The organism is Nonlabens sp. Asnod2-A12 (assembly GCF_045063745.1).
In the GTDB taxonomy this organism is placed as follows: Bacteria; Bacteroidota; Bacteroidia; order Flavobacteriales; family Flavobacteriaceae; genus Nonlabens; species Nonlabens xylanidelens.
Window position 1 is genome coordinate 2,659,806 of record NZ_JBEFOB010000003.1, and the last position, 15,160, is coordinate 2,674,965.

18 protein-coding genes and 1 tRNA gene are annotated in these 15,160 nt (G+C 34.7%); 6 read left to right on the top strand and 13 right to left on the bottom strand.

Features of this window, described 5'->3' with window-relative positions; all coding sequences use genetic code 11:
• Window positions 1-122: 122 nt before the first annotated feature.
• Together ACJJVJ_RS12085 and ACJJVJ_RS12090 are read right to left on the bottom strand one after the other, a co-directional pair.
• Window positions 123-1,205, bottom strand: coding sequence for a heparan-alpha-glucosaminide N-acetyltransferase domain-containing protein (locus tag ACJJVJ_RS12085; protein ID WP_405370561.1), 1,083 nt, complete (start codon window positions 1,203-1,205; stop codon window positions 123-125).
• Window positions 1,206-1,434: 229 nt separating this feature from the next.
• Window positions 1,435-1,508 (bottom strand) — tRNA-Asp (locus ACJJVJ_RS12090).
• 281 nt (window positions 1,509-1,789) lie between these two features.
• Between ACJJVJ_RS12090 and ACJJVJ_RS12095 the strand changes: the two genes are divergently transcribed.
• On the top strand, window positions 1,790-2,593 hold the full coding sequence (locus ACJJVJ_RS12095; RefSeq protein ID WP_104513867.1) for a Cof-type HAD-IIB family hydrolase: 804 nt from the start codon (window positions 1,790-1,792) through the stop codon (window positions 2,591-2,593).
• A gap of 54 nt (window positions 2,594-2,647) precedes the next feature.
• On the opposite strand, the gene ACJJVJ_RS12100 is transcribed toward ACJJVJ_RS12095, so the two are convergent.
• The gene (locus ACJJVJ_RS12100; protein ID WP_405370562.1) at window positions 2,648-3,154 is read right to left on the bottom strand and encodes a dihydrolipoamide dehydrogenase; all 507 of its coding nucleotides are present in this window, start codon (window positions 3,152-3,154) and stop codon (window positions 2,648-2,650) included.
• A 51-nt stretch (window positions 3,155-3,205) separates the two neighbouring features.
• On the opposite strand from ACJJVJ_RS12100, the gene ACJJVJ_RS12105 reads away from it, so the two are divergent.
• Window positions 3,206-4,330 (top strand): tetratricopeptide repeat protein, encoded by a 1,125-nt coding sequence (locus tag ACJJVJ_RS12105; RefSeq protein ID WP_405370564.1) that lies wholly within the window; start codon window positions 3,206-3,208, stop codon window positions 4,328-4,330.
• A gap of 20 nt (window positions 4,331-4,350) precedes the next feature.
• On the top strand, window positions 4,351-4,839 hold the full coding sequence (locus tag ACJJVJ_RS12110) for a hypothetical protein (RefSeq protein ID WP_405370566.1): 489 nt from the start codon (window positions 4,351-4,353) through the stop codon (window positions 4,837-4,839).
• Here the strand turns inward: ACJJVJ_RS12110 and ACJJVJ_RS12115 are convergent.
• Complete coding sequence (locus tag ACJJVJ_RS12115) at window positions 4,811-5,953, bottom strand: glycosyltransferase (protein ID WP_405370568.1); 1,143 nt, start codon at window positions 5,951-5,953, stop codon at window positions 4,811-4,813. The two genes, ACJJVJ_RS12110 and ACJJVJ_RS12115, sit on opposite strands and share 29 nt — an antisense overlap.
• Window positions 5,950-6,864, bottom strand: a complete 915-nt coding sequence (locus ACJJVJ_RS12120) for a lysylphosphatidylglycerol synthase domain-containing protein (RefSeq protein ID WP_405370570.1) — start codon at window positions 6,862-6,864, stop codon at window positions 5,950-5,952. Before ACJJVJ_RS12120 ends, ACJJVJ_RS12115 begins: the two co-directional genes overlap by 4 nt.
• Window positions 6,865-6,882: 18 nt before the next feature.
• Between ACJJVJ_RS12120 and ruvC the strand changes: the two genes are divergently transcribed.
• Both ruvC and ACJJVJ_RS12130 read left to right on the top strand, forming a co-directional pair.
• Window positions 6,883-7,437 carry a crossover junction endodeoxyribonuclease RuvC gene (gene ruvC, locus ACJJVJ_RS12125; protein ID WP_405370572.1) on the top strand — a complete coding sequence of 185 codons (555 nt, stop codon included), beginning with the start codon at window positions 6,883-6,885 and terminating at the stop codon, window positions 7,435-7,437.
• Window positions 7,438-7,440: 3 nt separating this feature from the next.
• The gene (locus ACJJVJ_RS12130; protein WP_405370574.1) at window positions 7,441-7,953 is read left to right on the top strand and encodes a rhodanese-like domain-containing protein; all 513 of its coding nucleotides are present in this window, start codon (window positions 7,441-7,443) and stop codon (window positions 7,951-7,953) included.
• Between the two features lie 3 nt (window positions 7,954-7,956).
• Here ACJJVJ_RS12130 and ACJJVJ_RS12135 read toward each other — a convergent pair whose 3' ends face one another.
• The 5 genes from ACJJVJ_RS12135 to rplM all read right to left on the bottom strand — a co-directional run bounded on the left by ACJJVJ_RS12135 (window position 7,957) and on the right by rplM (window position 11,842).
• A complete protein-coding gene (locus ACJJVJ_RS12135) occupies window positions 7,957-8,862 on the bottom strand; it encodes a hypothetical protein (RefSeq protein ID WP_405370576.1) in 906 nt (301 codons plus the stop codon).
• Between the two features lie 147 nt (window positions 8,863-9,009).
• Window positions 9,010-9,975, bottom strand: a complete 966-nt coding sequence (gene tsf, locus ACJJVJ_RS12140) for a translation elongation factor Ts (protein ID WP_405370578.1) — start codon at window positions 9,973-9,975, stop codon at window positions 9,010-9,012.
• A 38-nt stretch (window positions 9,976-10,013) separates the two neighbouring features.
• Window positions 10,014-10,814 (bottom strand): 30S ribosomal protein S2, encoded by an 801-nt coding sequence (gene rpsB, locus ACJJVJ_RS12145; protein WP_104513859.1) that lies wholly within the window; start codon window positions 10,812-10,814, stop codon window positions 10,014-10,016.
• Window positions 10,815-10,998: 184 nt separating this feature from the next.
• Window positions 10,999-11,385, bottom strand: coding sequence for a 30S ribosomal protein S9 (gene rpsI / locus ACJJVJ_RS12150; RefSeq protein WP_104513858.1), 387 nt, complete (start codon window positions 11,383-11,385; stop codon window positions 10,999-11,001).
• Window position 11,386: 1 nt separating this feature from the next.
• Window positions 11,387-11,842: a 50S ribosomal protein L13 gene (gene rplM / locus ACJJVJ_RS12155; RefSeq protein WP_104513857.1), complete on the bottom strand. Its 456-nt coding sequence runs from the start codon at window positions 11,840-11,842 to the stop codon at window positions 11,387-11,389.
• A gap of 302 nt (window positions 11,843-12,144) precedes the next feature.
• Between rplM and ACJJVJ_RS12160 the strand changes: the two genes are divergently transcribed.
• Entirely contained in the window at window positions 12,145-12,657 is a 513-nt protein-coding gene (locus ACJJVJ_RS12160) for a hypothetical protein (RefSeq protein WP_104513856.1), read from the top strand.
• An 83-nt stretch (window positions 12,658-12,740) separates the two neighbouring features.
• On the opposite strand, the gene ACJJVJ_RS12165 is transcribed toward ACJJVJ_RS12160, so the two are convergent.
• Genes ACJJVJ_RS12165 through egtB form a run of 3 tightly spaced genes read right to left on the bottom strand, consistent with a single transcriptional unit; the run spans window position 12,741 to window position 15,149 of the window.
• Entirely contained in the window at window positions 12,741-13,022 is a 282-nt protein-coding gene (locus tag ACJJVJ_RS12165) for a DUF427 domain-containing protein (protein WP_405370581.1), read from the bottom strand.
• A gap of 1 nt (window position 13,023) precedes the next feature.
• On the bottom strand, window positions 13,024-13,986 hold the full coding sequence (locus ACJJVJ_RS12170) for an L-histidine N(alpha)-methyltransferase (RefSeq protein WP_104513854.1): 963 nt from the start codon (window positions 13,984-13,986) through the stop codon (window positions 13,024-13,026).
• Window positions 13,983-15,149 (bottom strand): ergothioneine biosynthesis protein EgtB, encoded by a 1,167-nt coding sequence (gene egtB, locus ACJJVJ_RS12175; RefSeq protein WP_405371257.1) that lies wholly within the window; start codon window positions 15,147-15,149, stop codon window positions 13,983-13,985. The genes ACJJVJ_RS12170 and egtB overlap by 4 nt, the downstream gene beginning before the upstream one ends.
• Between the last annotated feature and the right edge of the window lie 11 nt (window positions 15,150-15,160).

Genomic DNA, 15,160 nt, shown 5'->3' on the forward strand with positions numbered 1-15,160 from the left:
AATTGTACGCAAATTTACATATTTATAGAACTTCTAAAATTTTGTTTTTATAATTATACAAATAGTCGTTTAAAAGCTGTTTTAATAGTTTAAATGCGTTATGATTACTTGTTTATGGTCGGTTAATTACGTCCTAGCAGTTTTCTTAATTGTATATAGATAAACTGGTTGGTCTTAACTCTATAAAGAGATAGTGCGCAAACAGTGGCAACAAATATGATTGCACCGGCGCCAGCCTGGTATGGATTGAGGTTTTTACCTATGATTTGATGTAGGCCTACACCTGTTAGGCTTCCATAAATAATTACAAAGTGTATGACGTATATGGATAGTGTTTTTTGACCTATTTTAAGTATCAACGATTGTTTGATATATTTTTCAAAACAGTAAAATATTCCCAATAGAATAAGTACGTTACCTAGCCTAGTGAATAGATAGTTATAATAAGCGACTTTTTCAAATAGATTTATATCGGACTGAAGGTAGATCCAATTAAAAAATTTAGAAGAATACCATATAAGAGTTGTTCCTATTATTAATAAGCTTGTGACTAATATAGTTTTAAATTTATTTTTTTCTAAAAAGCCGTAGAATAAAGTAGCAATGAAAGAGCCGTATGCCATATAGCCAAACCATGGAATGATAGTGAATACAGAGCCATTTGTTTTAGTAAAATAATTTGCAATAAATAATGGTAGGTGTGAGGTGTCTAGAGATCTGTACAAGGGCTCGCAAAGAAATACCGTTGTCCCGATACTAATCATGACTAGTGAGAATACTGCAGACTTTTTAAAAGTAGCTAGATATATAAGTATGGTAAGTAGTATAGAAAGTCCTATACATTGTAGTACGTCTACAATTAAAAAGTAATCTTTAAACACACCTTGTATCCAGTCAAAAACAGGAGCTCTTAATGCGTAGCCTATTGCTATAAGCATCGCGCCTCTTATAGCGCCTTTTTTAATACGGATGTTGCTGGTTCCATTCTTCTTTGACTTCATCAATAAGTATGTAAAGATGATTCCAGAGATGGTGAAAAAAGTAGGTGCTGTAATGCCTCTGAAGTATTTCCAGATTTGAAAAGCTAGATTATCCTCGTCTCTGTATTCTACAGCAAGTAATGTATCTACAAAGTGACCTTGTAGCATCATTATGATAGCAAAGGCTCTAACGGCATCAATGAAAAATAAACGATTGGCTTTCAAGGGAGGTTGATTGGTATTACAAAACTACGGTATTATTTCGATTGGAAGTGTTTGTAGGAAAAAGGAAAGGATTTAAATATTGAATAGAATGCTTAAATTCTTAAACTTCTATAAAACAAAAAAGCCTCTCCGTTTGGAAAAGCTTCTCAAAAAGTAATCTATGATTACCTTCAAAGTCCTCAATTGTATCTGAGGACACACAACTTGAATTGCATACTAAAAAGTATTGCGGTCTGGACGGGATTCGAACCCGCGACCCCATGCGTGACAGGCATGTATTCTAACCAGCTGAACTACCAGACCGTGTTCTAAAGAACGTTGCTAACTCGTTTCCTGCGTTAGCGGTTGCAAATATACGACTGTTTTGTAAACTGGCAACACTTTTTTAAAAATAATTTCAAATTAATTTAATTGTAGCGATAGTTTTGTGAGGTTAATTAGGTTTTTATTAGTTTAACTGTCTCGTATTCAGTGTTTAAAAAGTATGTAGCCATAAAGAAAAAAATAATTTAATTATTCTAAAAAAATATATATTGATCGCTGTATTAATATTAAAGAATGATGTAAATAATTATCTTTGAATTATGATAAAACTTTTTGCAACAGACATAGATGGTACTTTATTAAATGATAAAAGATACCTATCAGATAGAACAATTGCTTCTCTTGAGAAACTAGACATGCCCAAAATCCTTATTTCGGCAAGGATGCCACAGGCAATGGTTTACCTTCAAGAGGCTTTGGGTATAGTGAAGTCTCCTATGATATGTTATAACGGTGCCCTTGTATTACATGAAGAAGAGGTGTTATATGAGTTGAGTATTCCTTTTAATGAAATAAAAGCGTTGTCTGAAATAGCTCAAGAGAACGGACTTCATGTATCTCTTTATAGAAAAGAGGAGTGGTTTGTGCCTTCTATGGATAAATGGTCTGAGAGAGAAATTCATAATACTAGAGTGCAGCCTACTGTGCAGGATGTTTCTGTTACTTTGGATTATTTAGAAAAGACCCAAGATAAAGGTGGTGCGCACAAGATTATGTTTATGGGTGATAGAGATGCTATTGATTCCGCTTTCGCGAAAGCGGAACAGAAAATAGGTCCTAGTGTACGTCTTTATAGATCTAAAAGTACTTATATCGAGATCACGCCTAGTGGAACATCTAAAGAAGTAGCCTTAAGAAAGCTGTTGGATTTTAGATTTTCTGATATAGGAATGGAAAATGTTGTTGCTTTTGGTGATAATTACAATGACGAAGATATGCTAGGTGCTGTAGGTTATGGTGTAGCAGTAGAGAATGCAAGAGATGTGGTTAAAAAGGCGGCAAAATATTCTACAGTGCATCATGCAGAGGATGGTGTTGCTCTTTGGTTAGAACAAAACGCATAAAAAAAAGGCAGCCCTAATAATTAGGAGCTGCCTTCTTCATGAGTGATTAGGTTATTATTCTATAACCATAATGTCTTGTGTATCTAATCCTACAGCGTTCATAACTGCGTCATAGTTGTTTATATCTAAGTCTGAGCTAAAAAGTCCGACAGGAATTCTGACGATTCTAAATATTTGATTAGAGAGGTGTTCAGTACTTAGTTGGTTTAAATCTGTTGAGGCTGGAGAATTAATAAAAATTCTTGTATCAGTAGTTGTAGCATCGTAATTATATTGAAATTCACCAAAGTCAGTATAAAGTACTTGTGGTAATAATTCCCATACATCTCCAGCGTTTTCATCTACTTCAAAAAGCCTATATACTAATGTCATATCGTATTCAAACTGGTCAATATTATTAGGTGTTTGGATCACTACTTCATAATCAGGAGCAGTAAAGTTAACTGGTCGTGTTTCAAAAGACTGTGCGATAGTATCAGTGTCTGTGTCAATAAAATCGTCGTTACTGTTGCACGATGTTAATGTAATAGCGAGAGCAAAAAGAATAGTGATGTATTTCATAATAAGTAGTTTATATTTTTAGTTTTCAATAAGTGTGCCTAAATTTAGAACATGAGAAACTATTTACTTATTTTGTTATTATTAATCTTTGTTAAAATGCATGGACAGCTTGCTGCTGCAGATAGCTTACTATCGATAGGAGATTATAAGAATGCTATCGAGATTTATAAAACTACCGATGATAGTTATTTTAAACTTGCGAGAGCTTACAGCCAGTTAGGTGACGTGCATAGCGCTCTATCTAGTTATCAAGAAGGTTTTAAGAAGGATAGTTTAAGTGTACAGCCTAGATTTGAGTACGCTCGTCTTGCTTTAGGAAATAATAATCCTGCTACTGCTTTTGATGTTCTAGATAAATTAATAGTTGAATTTCCTGAGAATGCTACATACCGTTATTATATGGGTAAGACTTATGTAGGTTTGGGCAGGGAAGATGATGCTGTGTCTTCTTTCGCGAAAGCGGTATCATTAAATGTTTCTTACAGAGCGGCTAGAATAGAGTTAGTAAAAATTCTTATTAAAAAAAGGATGTTTAATAATGCTATTCTTAATGCAAAAAAGGGTCTTGCTTTATATGAGAACGATTTGAAACTAAATAGTCTTATTGCTCAAGCTTATCTAGGTGCAAAAAGATATGACATGGCGATTAAGCATTTTGAGTTGCTTTTTAAATTGGGGTATGATACCGATTATAACCGTAAGAATCTTGCGTGGTCTTATCTTAATGACAGTCAGTGGCAGAGAGCTGTGGATAATTATAAAATATATAACGAGGTTTATGAAGATGGTAATTCTCTTATATACTTTAATATGTCTAGAGCTTATTTAAAACTAGGTGAATTAGATCTCGCACAACAATGCATAGAAAACTCTATTGCTTTTAAAACACCAGAATTGCATCAAGAATTCTTGCAACTTGCAACTATTTATGTGAAGAAAGGAGATTATAAAAATGCGTTTTATGCTACTAAAACAGCTAAGAAAGAGAAGCCTGAAAATGATTTTATAGGTTATCAATATGTTCTAGCTGCTGATCAATTCTATGCAGATAAAGCTAAGAAGTTAGAGTTTTATGAGGAGTTTATAAGTCAGTATCCTAATAGTTCTTTTATGGAATATGTAGAGGCGCGTAGTAAGGATTTACGTAAAGAGATCTTTCTAGCTGCCAAAAAATAGAAAGGTTGTAAATTAGCTCTATGAATAAAGGGTGTTTTGTTTTAATGATACTTTTCTTAAGTGTTGGTGTTTCTTGTTTATCTGAGGAGGACAAAGAGGAGCGAGCGCTGGATATGGCTAGAAAAGAAATGCAAAATATCGATATGGATTATGTAGATCGTTATCCTGTATTTGATGATTGTGATGAGATGCTTACTACGTCAGATTGTTTTTATGAGACATTATGTAATGTTATAGATCAAAAATTGAGAGAAGATTACATCGCTATACAGCTGGAACAAAGAGACAGTGTCTATGCCTCTATAAGCGTTGATAATAAGGGTGTGATAGAGTATGATAGTATTTTTAAATGCGCTCGTACTATTAATAAGGAGCGACTCGATTCTATACTAAAAGATCGGTTAACTGATTTTCCAATTATAAAGAGCGCTGTAAAACGATCGATACCAGTATCTACTACTTATAGATTACCTATTGTTTTTATTCCTGTGGATTCTCTAGGGAATTAACTTTCCTGCCTTGCCATTTTGGTTTTAATAGGCTTTTTAACGCAATTAAAATTACTATAAATGGATATATGGTAAAGTTAATTATGGCAACTTTCCATTTTACATTTTTAAATATTTGATCTCCTATCGATAGAGTAATGAAATCCGTAAACGCCTTTGTAAGAACTAGAGCTAGAAATGTCTTGCTTGAAATTAATGAAAAATGCCATAATATAGGGCTAGAAATAAATAATAAGCTCATGGTTAAAACCTGAAAGCTTACTAGTTTATTGAGCAGGCTTTTAGTTTCACTGCCCTTTTGAGCCCAGCGTGCACGTTGGGCTATCATGTCTGCTATGTTGTTTTTAGGTTGTGTATTTACAGTTGCGTTTTTAGATTTAAGGTAATGGCATTTTGTAACATCTTTACTAGCTAGTTTTTCTAATAAGAAAATATCGTCACCACTAGATATATGATCATTGCCGTGATATCCATTTACGTCATTAAAGGCCTTTTTAGTAAAACTCATATTTGCGCCGTTGCACATAAAGGGTTTGTCAAAAGCAAAACCACCTATAGTGACTAATTGCAAGGCAATCATTTCTTGTTGTTGGAGGCTAGAAAGTAAGTTGTGATCTTCTTGTATTTGAACCGGTGCTGCGATAAAATGAGCGTTTTTATGCTGTTGATATTTTGCGTTATAGCTAGAAATCCATCTAGAAGGTAAAATACAATCTGCGTCAGTTGTAATAATATGTTTGTTTTTAGCTTGTTTTATGGCTTGAGTAATTCCATCTTTTTTTGCGCTGGCAGACTTAGGTATTCTTTCTAGTAATAAAATAGTTAGTTTAGGATGGTTGTTTTTAAAAGAGTTTAAAATATGAATGCTTTGATCTGTAGAGCTATCGTTAATAAAAATCCACTGTAATAGATTGTAGTCATATTCTTGATTTCGTATTGATTCAAGTAATGCAGGTAGGTTGTTTTCTTCATTGCGGTAATTAATGATCACGGTGAATGGTAGTGGGGTACCGTCTGTAATAGCTTTTGTTTCTGGGTAGGTTAAGCCTTCTTTAGAAAGTAATAGAATAATAAGAACGTAGCCTATCATGATTGTAGAGAATAGCCAGATCATTCTTCAACAGTTTTTAGCTTTTGAAAAGGTAATAACAAGCAGCCTAGAACTGTAGGTACGATGGAGTTAGTAAACCAGATAAGGGTTGTAATTATAATTGTAGTTTCTGAGTTATGGAAAGTTTCGGTAAAAACGTATGCGGCGACGGTCCATTTTACAGCTATATCAAACAATTGAAATACGGGAATGATAGAAACGGCTAGGTAAAAGATAGTAATGTTTCTAATCATTATTAAAAGGGAAGAGTCGTTATCTAGAAGTGCTAGTATTATTAACCAATTGCTTGAAAAAATAAGATATCTTAATAAAGAATAAGATAATATAGACCACCACTTTGTGTTATCCATAGATCCTGAATCCCATTTTTTAAGTATCCATAGAGTTAGTATAACTGCAAGCAAGCAAAGTAGTGTAACTGTAAATAAAAGTAAGAATACCGATTCTATGATTAGGTTTTTTTGCAAATAGAATAGTATCCCTGTAATCCCTAAAATGGTAGTGATTATCATTTGCGACGTGTTGCCAGCTAGTATTCTTGATAATATGCTTTTGCGTAGAGACTTGTTGTAATATAAGGACTTGACAGCAAACTCTCCTGTTCTAAAAGGAGTTATAAAGCTGGCTGCTTGCGCGGTGAGGTTTTGAGTTACACTTTCGCGAAAGCGTAACAAATAAAGGTCATTTATTAAGTATTGCCATTTTTTACTTTCTACCATCCAGCTAAGTATGCTTATTGCGATCATTAATGGTAATGTGTAAAACGGTAAATTTTTAATGGTAGACCAAATAATGTCTGTGTTTATAGAGCGATCTTGCCATTGTGAATAAAGTGCATATGCGCAAATTACAACAATGATGAATTTGATCAATGGAGCGAGGAATTGCTTAGATTTGTGAAGCGCGAGAAACATGTGCGAAAAATACAACAATTGGCAACAGAAAAAATTATTCTAGGTGTAGATCCTGGTACTGCAATCATGGGTTTTGGTATCATAAAGGTAAAAGGCAATTCCATGAGTTTTATCCAGATGAATGAGTTGGATATGAGGAAAATAAAAGATCCGTACGTGAAGTTGCGTCGTATATTTGAGCGTACTATTGAGTTAATAGACACTTATAATCCAGATGAAATGGCTCTAGAGGCACCGTTTTTTGGTAAAAATGTACAGTCCATGCTCAAGTTAGGTCGCGCTCAAGGTGTGGCGATGGCAGCAGGATTATCTAGAGATATACCAGTTTTTGAGTATGCGCCACTTAAAATTAAACAAGCGATTACTGGAAAAGGAAGCGCTAGTAAAGAACAAGTGGCAAAGATGTTGCAGAGTCTTTTAGGGATTAAAGAATTGCCTAAAAATCTCGATATGACCGACGGACTTGCTGCTGCTGTATGTCATTTTTATAACAGTGGCCGTATCGAAGTAGGTAAGAACTACAGCGGTTGGGCATCGTTTGTAAAACAAAATGAAAAGCGAATTAAAAAATAAGTTATGAGACGTATTTTAAGTTTAGTGATATTCACCTTTTTTGTTACCTATTCTACTATTGCTACTGGGCAAGAAAAGGAAGTTGTGCAAAATGATATTCCTGAATTATTAGAGACTTATAATAAAATGACTGTCCCATATTTAAGTGTGCAAAATTTGAAAACAGATTATGATCAGTATGTAATTTTAGATACTCGTAAAAAGAAAGAGTATGAAGTCAGTCACCTGCCAGGAGCCATATGGGTAGGTGAGAAGTACTCTAGTAAAAGGATGCCAGAGTTAGCCAAAGATGTGAAAATAGTAGTTTATTGTAGCGTGGGAATACGCTCTGAAGGCTTTGGAGAGAAGATGCTTAAAGATGGTTATACAGATGTTAATAATCTTTACGGCAGTATATTCTCGTGGAAAGACGCCGGTTATGAAGTTCTAGATTTAAATAATACTCCTACAGATAATGTACATGTATATAGCAAAGTGTGGGGTAGATTTTTAAAATCAGGAGTTAAGGTTTTTTAATCATTATTTCAGCCACTTTACTTTGTATAGTTGACTAGTAGTAAGCGCTTCGTCTTCTCCTAGTTTTATGTTAGTTGCTTCAGAAGATAGGTAGTACGTTTCTTTATTGCTATCACTGTGGATTGATATAATTCCTTCTATCTGTGCGCCACCTTCTATTAAAAGCTCTTCTTTTTTTGCGAACTCAAATTTGCCGTTTTGATAATTTATTCTGTACACAAATGGAATTAAGTTGCTGTTATAGCCGCATACGGTTACGGTGTTAGATCCATTATAAGTAGCTCCAGTAACTAGACCTTTAATGTTGTAGGATGTAATGTTTTGAGCAGTTTGACGTTGTTTATTTTTATCTATTTTATAGATAATTGTCGTTTGATCCTTCCAGTCTTTAGAGAGCACATAAAGATTTTCTTCTATCGCGACTATTGATTCTGCGTCATAAGGGTGATTTTGCTCGCCTCTCTCAAATGATTTTTGATCAGGGTAATTGATGTTTAACCGAGTTACTGTAGCGTTTTCATTTTGTAAATCAGTTAATGCAATTTTAAATATCGTTAAGTCTTTGCGGTCGCCATAGTTATTTCCTAAATCTGCTATGTAGAGGTACTCGTCATCCTTTGTTACATCTTCCCAATCGATAGCTGTCATGTGCTTGTATGTTTTATGATAGAGAAGGTTTCCTAGAGTGTCTAAAAAGTATAATGTGGGCGTGTCACCGCTATCGTTATGAGTAATGATCTGATTTTGATAATATTCTAGACCAGATGTTTCTGTGATTATTTGCGCTAAGTCTGTTACATGGTTGGTGGTTATTCTTTGAGGCTTATCGTGTGGGTTTGACTCTTGTTGTACTGTTTTGCAAGAGTGTATTGATAGTGCTATTAAAATAATCAGGACCAGTTGTTTCATTCTATAAAGTTCGTAAAAGTTAATTGAAGCAACGATTAATAAAAGTATTTTAACTGTTTCGCTTTCGCGAAAGCGGAATTTAAAACAAAAAAAATCCGATTCAGTTTAAAACCAAATCGGATTAATTATTATAGTAATAAAGCTTAATTAAGCGATAGATACTCTTTTGAAACCTACAACATCAGCACCTTTAGACTCTACAAACTTAGCAACAGTTTGCTTATCGTCCATGATGAAGTCTTGGTCTAATAACGCTTGCTCTTTATCAAGAGAAGTGTTGTCAGCAACAAAACGCTCTAATTTTCCAGGTATGATTCTATCCCATATAGCTTCTGGCTTTCCTTCAGCTTTAAGTTCAGCTTCATAAGTAGCTTTTGCAGTTGCAAGAGCTTCGTCAGTTAACTGAGATCTAGAGATAAATAATGGAATGTTTAAAAGATTTTTACCTAAACGTCCACGCTCGATATTATCTTTTTCGATAGCAGCGATACGAGAAGCAGTTTCTGCTTGTACATATTCTGCGTCAAAATCTTTGTAAGATAATGTAGTAGCACCCATAGAAGCTACTTGCATAGAAACAGATTTTGCAACCTCTGCTGCGTGATCACTACCAGTAGAAAGACCAGTTAAAGCACCGATTTTATTACCATGTACATAACCACCTACAAATGGAGCTTCAAAAGCTTCAAAACCACCTATTTCAATTTTCTCACCGATAACACCAGTTTGCTCAATAAGTTTTTCTTCTACAGTCATGCTGTCATCAAATTTAGAAGCAAGAACTTCTTCTTTTGAGTTACAGTTATGAGCTACAGCAGCAATCTTATTTGCTAACTCTACGTAAGTGTCGTTTTTTGCAACAAAGTCAGTCTCACAGTTAAGAGATAAAAGAATACCTCTAGTGTTACCTTCATTAATATTTGCAACAACAACTCCTTCAGAAGAATCACGGTCAGCACGCTTTGCAGCTACTTTTTGACCTTTTTTTCTAAGGATCTCAATTGCTTGATCAAAATCACCTTCAGCTTCAACAAGGGCCTTTTTACAGTCCATCATTCCAGCTCCGGTTGTTTTTCTTAGTTTTCCTACTTCAGCAGCAGATATTTTAGCCATTTTGATAAGTTTTATACTAGTTAACTAGCGTTATAAGTTTATTCTTCTTCGTCTTTTGCAGGAGCAGCAACTTTAGCTTCTTCAGCTTTTGGAGCTTTCTTTTCTGCTTTTGCAGCTTCTTTAGCTTTATCTTCAGCGTTCTTTTCAGACTTGCGATCTTCAAGACCAGCTTTGATAGCACCAGTAACTTCTTTAATGATAATGTCAATAGATTTTGAAGCATCATCGTTAGAAGGAATTACGTAATCGATATCACGTGGGTTTGCGTTAGTATCAACCATTGCAAAAATAGGAATACCTAATTTTAAAGCTTCTTTAACTGCGATGTGCTCACGTACAGTATCTACAACAAAAAGTGCGGCTGGCATACGAGTCATGTCAGTAATAGAACCTAAGTTCTTTTCTAGCTTTGCACGCATACGGTCTACTTGAAGACGTTCTTTTTTAGAAAGAGTTTCATAACGACCATCTTTCTTCATGCGGTCTACAAGAGCCATTTTCTTAACAGCTTTACGGATAGTTACAAAGTTTGTAAGCATTCCACCAGGCCATCTTTCAGTGATGTACGGCATGTTAGCTTCACCAGCATATTGTGCAACGATATCTTTTGCTTGCTTCTTAGTAGCAACAAAAAGAACCTTACGACCAGATGCAGCTATCTTACGTAGCGCTTCTGTAGCTTCGTTTAACTTTGCAGTAGTTTTATAAAGATTGATAATATGGATCCCGTTACGTTCCATATAAATGTATGGAGCCATGTTAGGGTCCCATTTACGAGTAAGGTGACCGAAGTGGACACCTGCGTCAAGTAATGACTTGACATCTGAAGTATTTGCCATAATAAATAGTTTACGTTCTGTCGATAGCAATAAAAAAGTGGTCATAAGCAATGCTTAATCGCCTTCATTATTTAGATGCTAAACTGAGCTCTGGTGGCAACCAGGCGTGACAGCAAATTAATATAAATAAAAAAAGAACAAATCCCGTTTAATTGTGAAATTAAACGGGAGTAATAATAATGTATTAACGCTTTGAGAATTGGAATTTCTTTCTCGCTTTCTTTTGACCGAATTTCTTACGTTCAACCATTCTAGGATCACGTGTCATAAGACCTTCTGGCTTCAATGCTAGACGATTTTCTTCATCTATCTCTACAAGAGCTCTTGAAATTGCAAGACGAATTGCCTCAGCTTGTCCAGTGATACCACCACCTGTTACAGTAGCTTTTACATCGTATGTGTCAGTTGTTTCAGTTAAAGTAAAAGGTTGTTTTACTTTGTATTGTAACATTCCTGTTGTGAAATAGTCAGAAAGTTCTTTTCTGTTAATTGTTACGTCACCTTTACCTTCTGAAAGGTAAACACGAGCAACGGCAGTTTTTCTTCTACCAATTTTGTGTAATGTTTCCATATTACTTTACCTCGTTAAGATTAATGGTTTTAGGTTGTTGTGCTTCATGTCCATGCTCAGAACCAGAATACACTTTTAGGTTGCGATAAATAGCGCTTCCTAACTTGTTTTTAGGTAACATACCTTTTACTGCGTGCTCTACAACACGTGCTGGATCTTTTTCAAAAAGCTCAGTTGCAGTAAGACTACGCTGTCCACCTGGGTAGCCAGTGTGTCTGATATATGTTTTCTCGCTCCACTTGTTACCGCTTAGCGATACCTTGTCGGCGTTTATTATGATTACGTTGTCACCACAGTCTACGTGTGGAGTAAAATTAGTCTTGTATTTTCCTCTCAAAAACTTTGCAGCTATTGAAGACATACGACCTAGTGGCTGTTCAGCAGCGTCTATCAGTACCCATTCTTTGTTTACTGTTGCGCTGTTTGCTGAAACCGTTTTGTAACTTAAAGTATTCACCTTGAAATAGTTTTAATTCTGTGTATGATTTTACTAACTAAAATCGGGCTGCAAATGTAATCTTTTAATTCCGATTACCAAGCGCCTTTTTTTAATTTTATTATAAAATTCTAAACTAAGAATATTTTTTGCAATAATATGACTTTGTTTTAGTTATGCGTCGTTTTTAATTCGATTCTTTTTTAATTTTTTACTTTTTAACAAAGATGTTGATTTATGCTTGATTTGTGATTGTATCTAATAACTACTTGATTCATAGTTATTAGGTAACTTTGCTTTATATTTAGATAAATTTTGATATTATGAAAAATGTTTTCTTTTTATGTATACTTATCTTATCGTTAAGTGGTTGTGAAAGTGATGACGCTGCTAGGTCTTCTTTAAACTCTACTGTCGCTGGTGATTACATTCTTACTTCCCTTATTTCTAATATCCCTGTAGATTTTAATGGAGATGGTGTCAGTAATGTAGAGCTGTTACTAGAGGCGTCTTGTTTTTCTTCTATGGATGTGTCATTCTTAATAAATGGTGACTTTACAAGTACTGTTGCTGAGCCGTCTTTTGATAGTAATAATAATTTGAGTTGTCCACTAAGTTTACAGTCTGGTAATTACTCGTTAGATACAAATAGTGTCCTTACTGTAATAGCAAATGTAAATGGTGGTACTATTACAGACAGTAAACAAGTGATTTTTACGCCTACTACTTTTGAATTTACAGTTACTGGTGCTGAAATGGATCGTTATATAAGTGGTCGTAATTCTACACCTGCTGCTGGTGTTACTAGTTTAGTGGCGGTTTATACAAAGAATTGATAGTGATAACAGTATATTTTAAAAGCCACAATTTCAAGTTTATATGAAATTGTGGCTTTTTAAATGTTGGTATATGGTGTGAACTATTCTTGTACTGTCACGCCTTTCCAGAAAGCTACGTAACCTTCTATTTCTTTTGCTGCATGTTTTGCTTCAGGATAATACCATGCGGCATCTTTGTTCTCACTGCCATTTACTTCTAAGGTGTGATAACTTGCTATACCTTTCCATGGGCAATTAGATTGTGTTTGACTAGGTTTAAAGAATTCTTTCTTTATACTGTTTGCAGGAAAGTAATGGTTGTTCTCAATTACTTTTGTTTCATTACTTTCTGCAATGATTTGATTGTTCCAAATGGCTTTCATATTAGTTTTTTTTAAATAAGTAGTTTTTGAACAGTTTTTTATTGTCTTCAAATATCTGAGTTATTTTAAGTCCAGATTGATTTGCTAACCATTCTACTATTTGGTCGTCATATTTTTGAGAAATTTCAGTATGAATGGTTTCCCATTTATTGAAACTTACTTTTAGATCTAATTTTTTAATATGAACGTCACATGCTTCGGTGGCCAAAAGATAACTCTTAGCTGTTCCTGTTTCTGGGTCATAGGCTTCCCAATGTTCAAATTGGTCTACGTTAAAATCTGCTTGCATTTCTTTATTTAATCGGTGTAATAAATTGCGATTAAATTCTTGTGTAACGCCAGTAGTATCAGCATAGGCATTTTGAATGGTTAGCGGATCTTTTTTCTGATCAAACCCCATAAATAAAACATCTTCTGGAGACATTATTTCCTGAATTTGTTTTAAGAAATTGATTGCTTCGTCATGAGATAGGTTACCTATGTTAGATCCTAAAACTATAATGGCTTTGGGTCTCTGATTGTATTTTGCTAACTCTTTAAGAACGTTGAAGTAAGTTCCTTGTTCTCCTTGCACGTCCATATTAGGCCATGTTCCTTTAATACTGCTTGCTAGATCGTCTATAGCATGTTGGCTTATGTCTATCGGTATGTAAGTGAAGTTAGTGCCGTTTTCATGCAGCTCTTTAAGGAGTACTTTGGTTTTTTTACCGTCTCCAGCACCTAATTCTATGAGGTCAAATCCTTTGTTGTTTTCAAAAAGCATTCTTAAGTCTGCTTTATACTGATCAACTATATTGTACTCTGCATTAGTTAAATAATATTCTGGTAAGGCCATGATTTGCTGAAACAGCTCATCTCCTCGATCGTCATAAATATATTTTGAACTCAAAAACTTAGGAAAAGCTTTTAGTCCTTCTGTTACGTGTTGTTCAAATTCCAGTTGGAATGATTCTTTTTTTGTCATAATGATTTTGCAAGACGCAAGCTTGTAAATTGCCATCTAAGTGGCGCGTGAAAAAAGTTTCTATAAGTAGGTCTAGCATGGTTTGCTGGTGTAGCGATAGAGCTGCCTCGCAATACCTTCTGGTTGACCATAAATTTACCATTGTACTCTCCTAGAGCGCCATCTGGTTTTTTATAATTAGGGTAGGGTAGGTAGGCGCTTTCTGTCCATTCCCATCTATTACCATGATTAAAGTGTGATTGTGCAGCTTCCCATTCAAATTCTGTCGGTAGTCTCATGCCTTTCCATTGAGCAAAGGCAAATGCTTCGTAATAAGAAATGTGAGTTACAGCTGCGTCTGGATTTATAGTAGTGTTACCTTCTAATAAATAATTATTCCATTGTCCATTATTGTTATGCCAGTACATAGGTGCTGTAATTGAGTTTTTCTTTACCCAATCCCATCCTTCAGTATGCCAAAGCATAACTTCAGAATAGCCGCCGCTATTAATAAATTCTATCCATTCTCTATTTGTTACCAAAGTAGTGCAAATTGAAAACGGCTCTAAAAACACTCGGTGTCTAGGTAATTCATTGTCATAGCAAAACTCCTCAGAGTCGTGTCCTATGTTGTAAATACCTGATTCGATTTTGATAAATTCTTTCTTCTCAGTCTCAATTAATTGCTCATTTGAGAAATCTTTATATTTAGGTTGTAATGGATTGTTACCTAGTATATATTTAATATCTGTAAGTAGTAGTTCTTGATGCTGTTTTTCATGATGTATACCTATCTCGAGAATAGGAGCAAACTCTTCATTAAAGTGATTTTCAATTAGCTCTATCATGTTAGACGTCACATGATGTCTGTACTCATAAATTTCTCTGACACTAGGTCTAGAAAGATTACCGCGATCCGTACGTACGACTCTTTTTCCTATACTCTCATAATAGCTGTTAAACACATAGGCATAGCTATCGTGATACCTTTTGTAATTAGGTAAGTAAGGATCTAATAAAAATTCTTCAAAAAACCAGGTAGTATGACCTAGGTGCCATTTAGGTGGCGATACATCAACAATAGGTTGCACAACATAATCTTCCGTTTGTAACGGTTCACATATGTGTTCAGAATCTGATCTCGTTTCTTTAAAAAGAGAAAGAATTTTGTTTTTAGGAATCATCTTCTCAAATT

What these genes read in the sequence shown, in the direction of transcription:
- tsf (WP_405370578.1), bottom strand. Translation starts at nt 9,975, where the DNA reads ATGGCTAAAATATCTGCTGCTGAAGTAGGAAAACTAAGAAAAACAACC.
- ACJJVJ_RS12160 (WP_104513856.1), top strand. Translation starts at nt 12,145, where the DNA reads ATGAAAAATGTTTTCTTTTTATGTATACTTATCTTATCGTTAAGTGGT.
- ACJJVJ_RS12135 (WP_405370576.1), bottom strand. Translation starts at nt 8,862, where the DNA reads ATGAAACAACTGGTCCTGATTATTTTAATAGCACTATCAATACACTCT.
- ACJJVJ_RS12105 (WP_405370564.1), top strand. Translation starts at nt 3,206, where the DNA reads ATGAGAAACTATTTACTTATTTTGTTATTATTAATCTTTGTTAAAATG.
- ACJJVJ_RS12120 (WP_405370570.1), bottom strand. Translation starts at nt 6,864, where the DNA reads ATGTTTCTCGCGCTTCACAAATCTAAGCAATTCCTCGCTCCATTGATC.
- ACJJVJ_RS12165 (WP_405370581.1), bottom strand. Translation starts at nt 13,022, where the DNA reads ATGAAAGCCATTTGGAACAATCAAATCATTGCAGAAAGTAATGAAACA.
- rpsB (WP_104513859.1), bottom strand. Translation starts at nt 10,814, where the DNA reads ATGGCAAATACTTCAGATGTCAAGTCATTACTTGACGCAGGTGTCCAC.
- ACJJVJ_RS12095 (WP_104513867.1), top strand. Translation starts at nt 1,790, where the DNA reads ATGATAAAACTTTTTGCAACAGACATAGATGGTACTTTATTAAATGAT.
- ACJJVJ_RS12115 (WP_405370568.1), bottom strand. Translation starts at nt 5,953, where the DNA reads ATGATCTGGCTATTCTCTACAATCATGATAGGCTACGTTCTTATTATT.
- ACJJVJ_RS12170 (WP_104513854.1), bottom strand. Translation starts at nt 13,986, where the DNA reads ATGACAAAAAAAGAATCATTCCAACTGGAATTTGAACAACACGTAACA.
- ACJJVJ_RS12100 (WP_405370562.1), bottom strand. Translation starts at nt 3,154, where the DNA reads ATGAAATACATCACTATTCTTTTTGCTCTCGCTATTACATTAACATCG.
- egtB (WP_405371257.1), bottom strand. Translation starts at nt 15,149, where the DNA reads ATGATTCCTAAAAACAAAATTCTTTCTCTTTTTAAAGAAACGAGATCA.
- ACJJVJ_RS12130 (WP_405370574.1), top strand. Translation starts at nt 7,441, where the DNA reads ATGAGACGTATTTTAAGTTTAGTGATATTCACCTTTTTTGTTACCTAT.
- ACJJVJ_RS12110 (WP_405370566.1), top strand. Translation starts at nt 4,351, where the DNA reads ATGAATAAAGGGTGTTTTGTTTTAATGATACTTTTCTTAAGTGTTGGT.
- rpsI (WP_104513858.1), bottom strand. Translation starts at nt 11,385, where the DNA reads ATGGAAACATTACACAAAATTGGTAGAAGAAAAACTGCCGTTGCTCGT.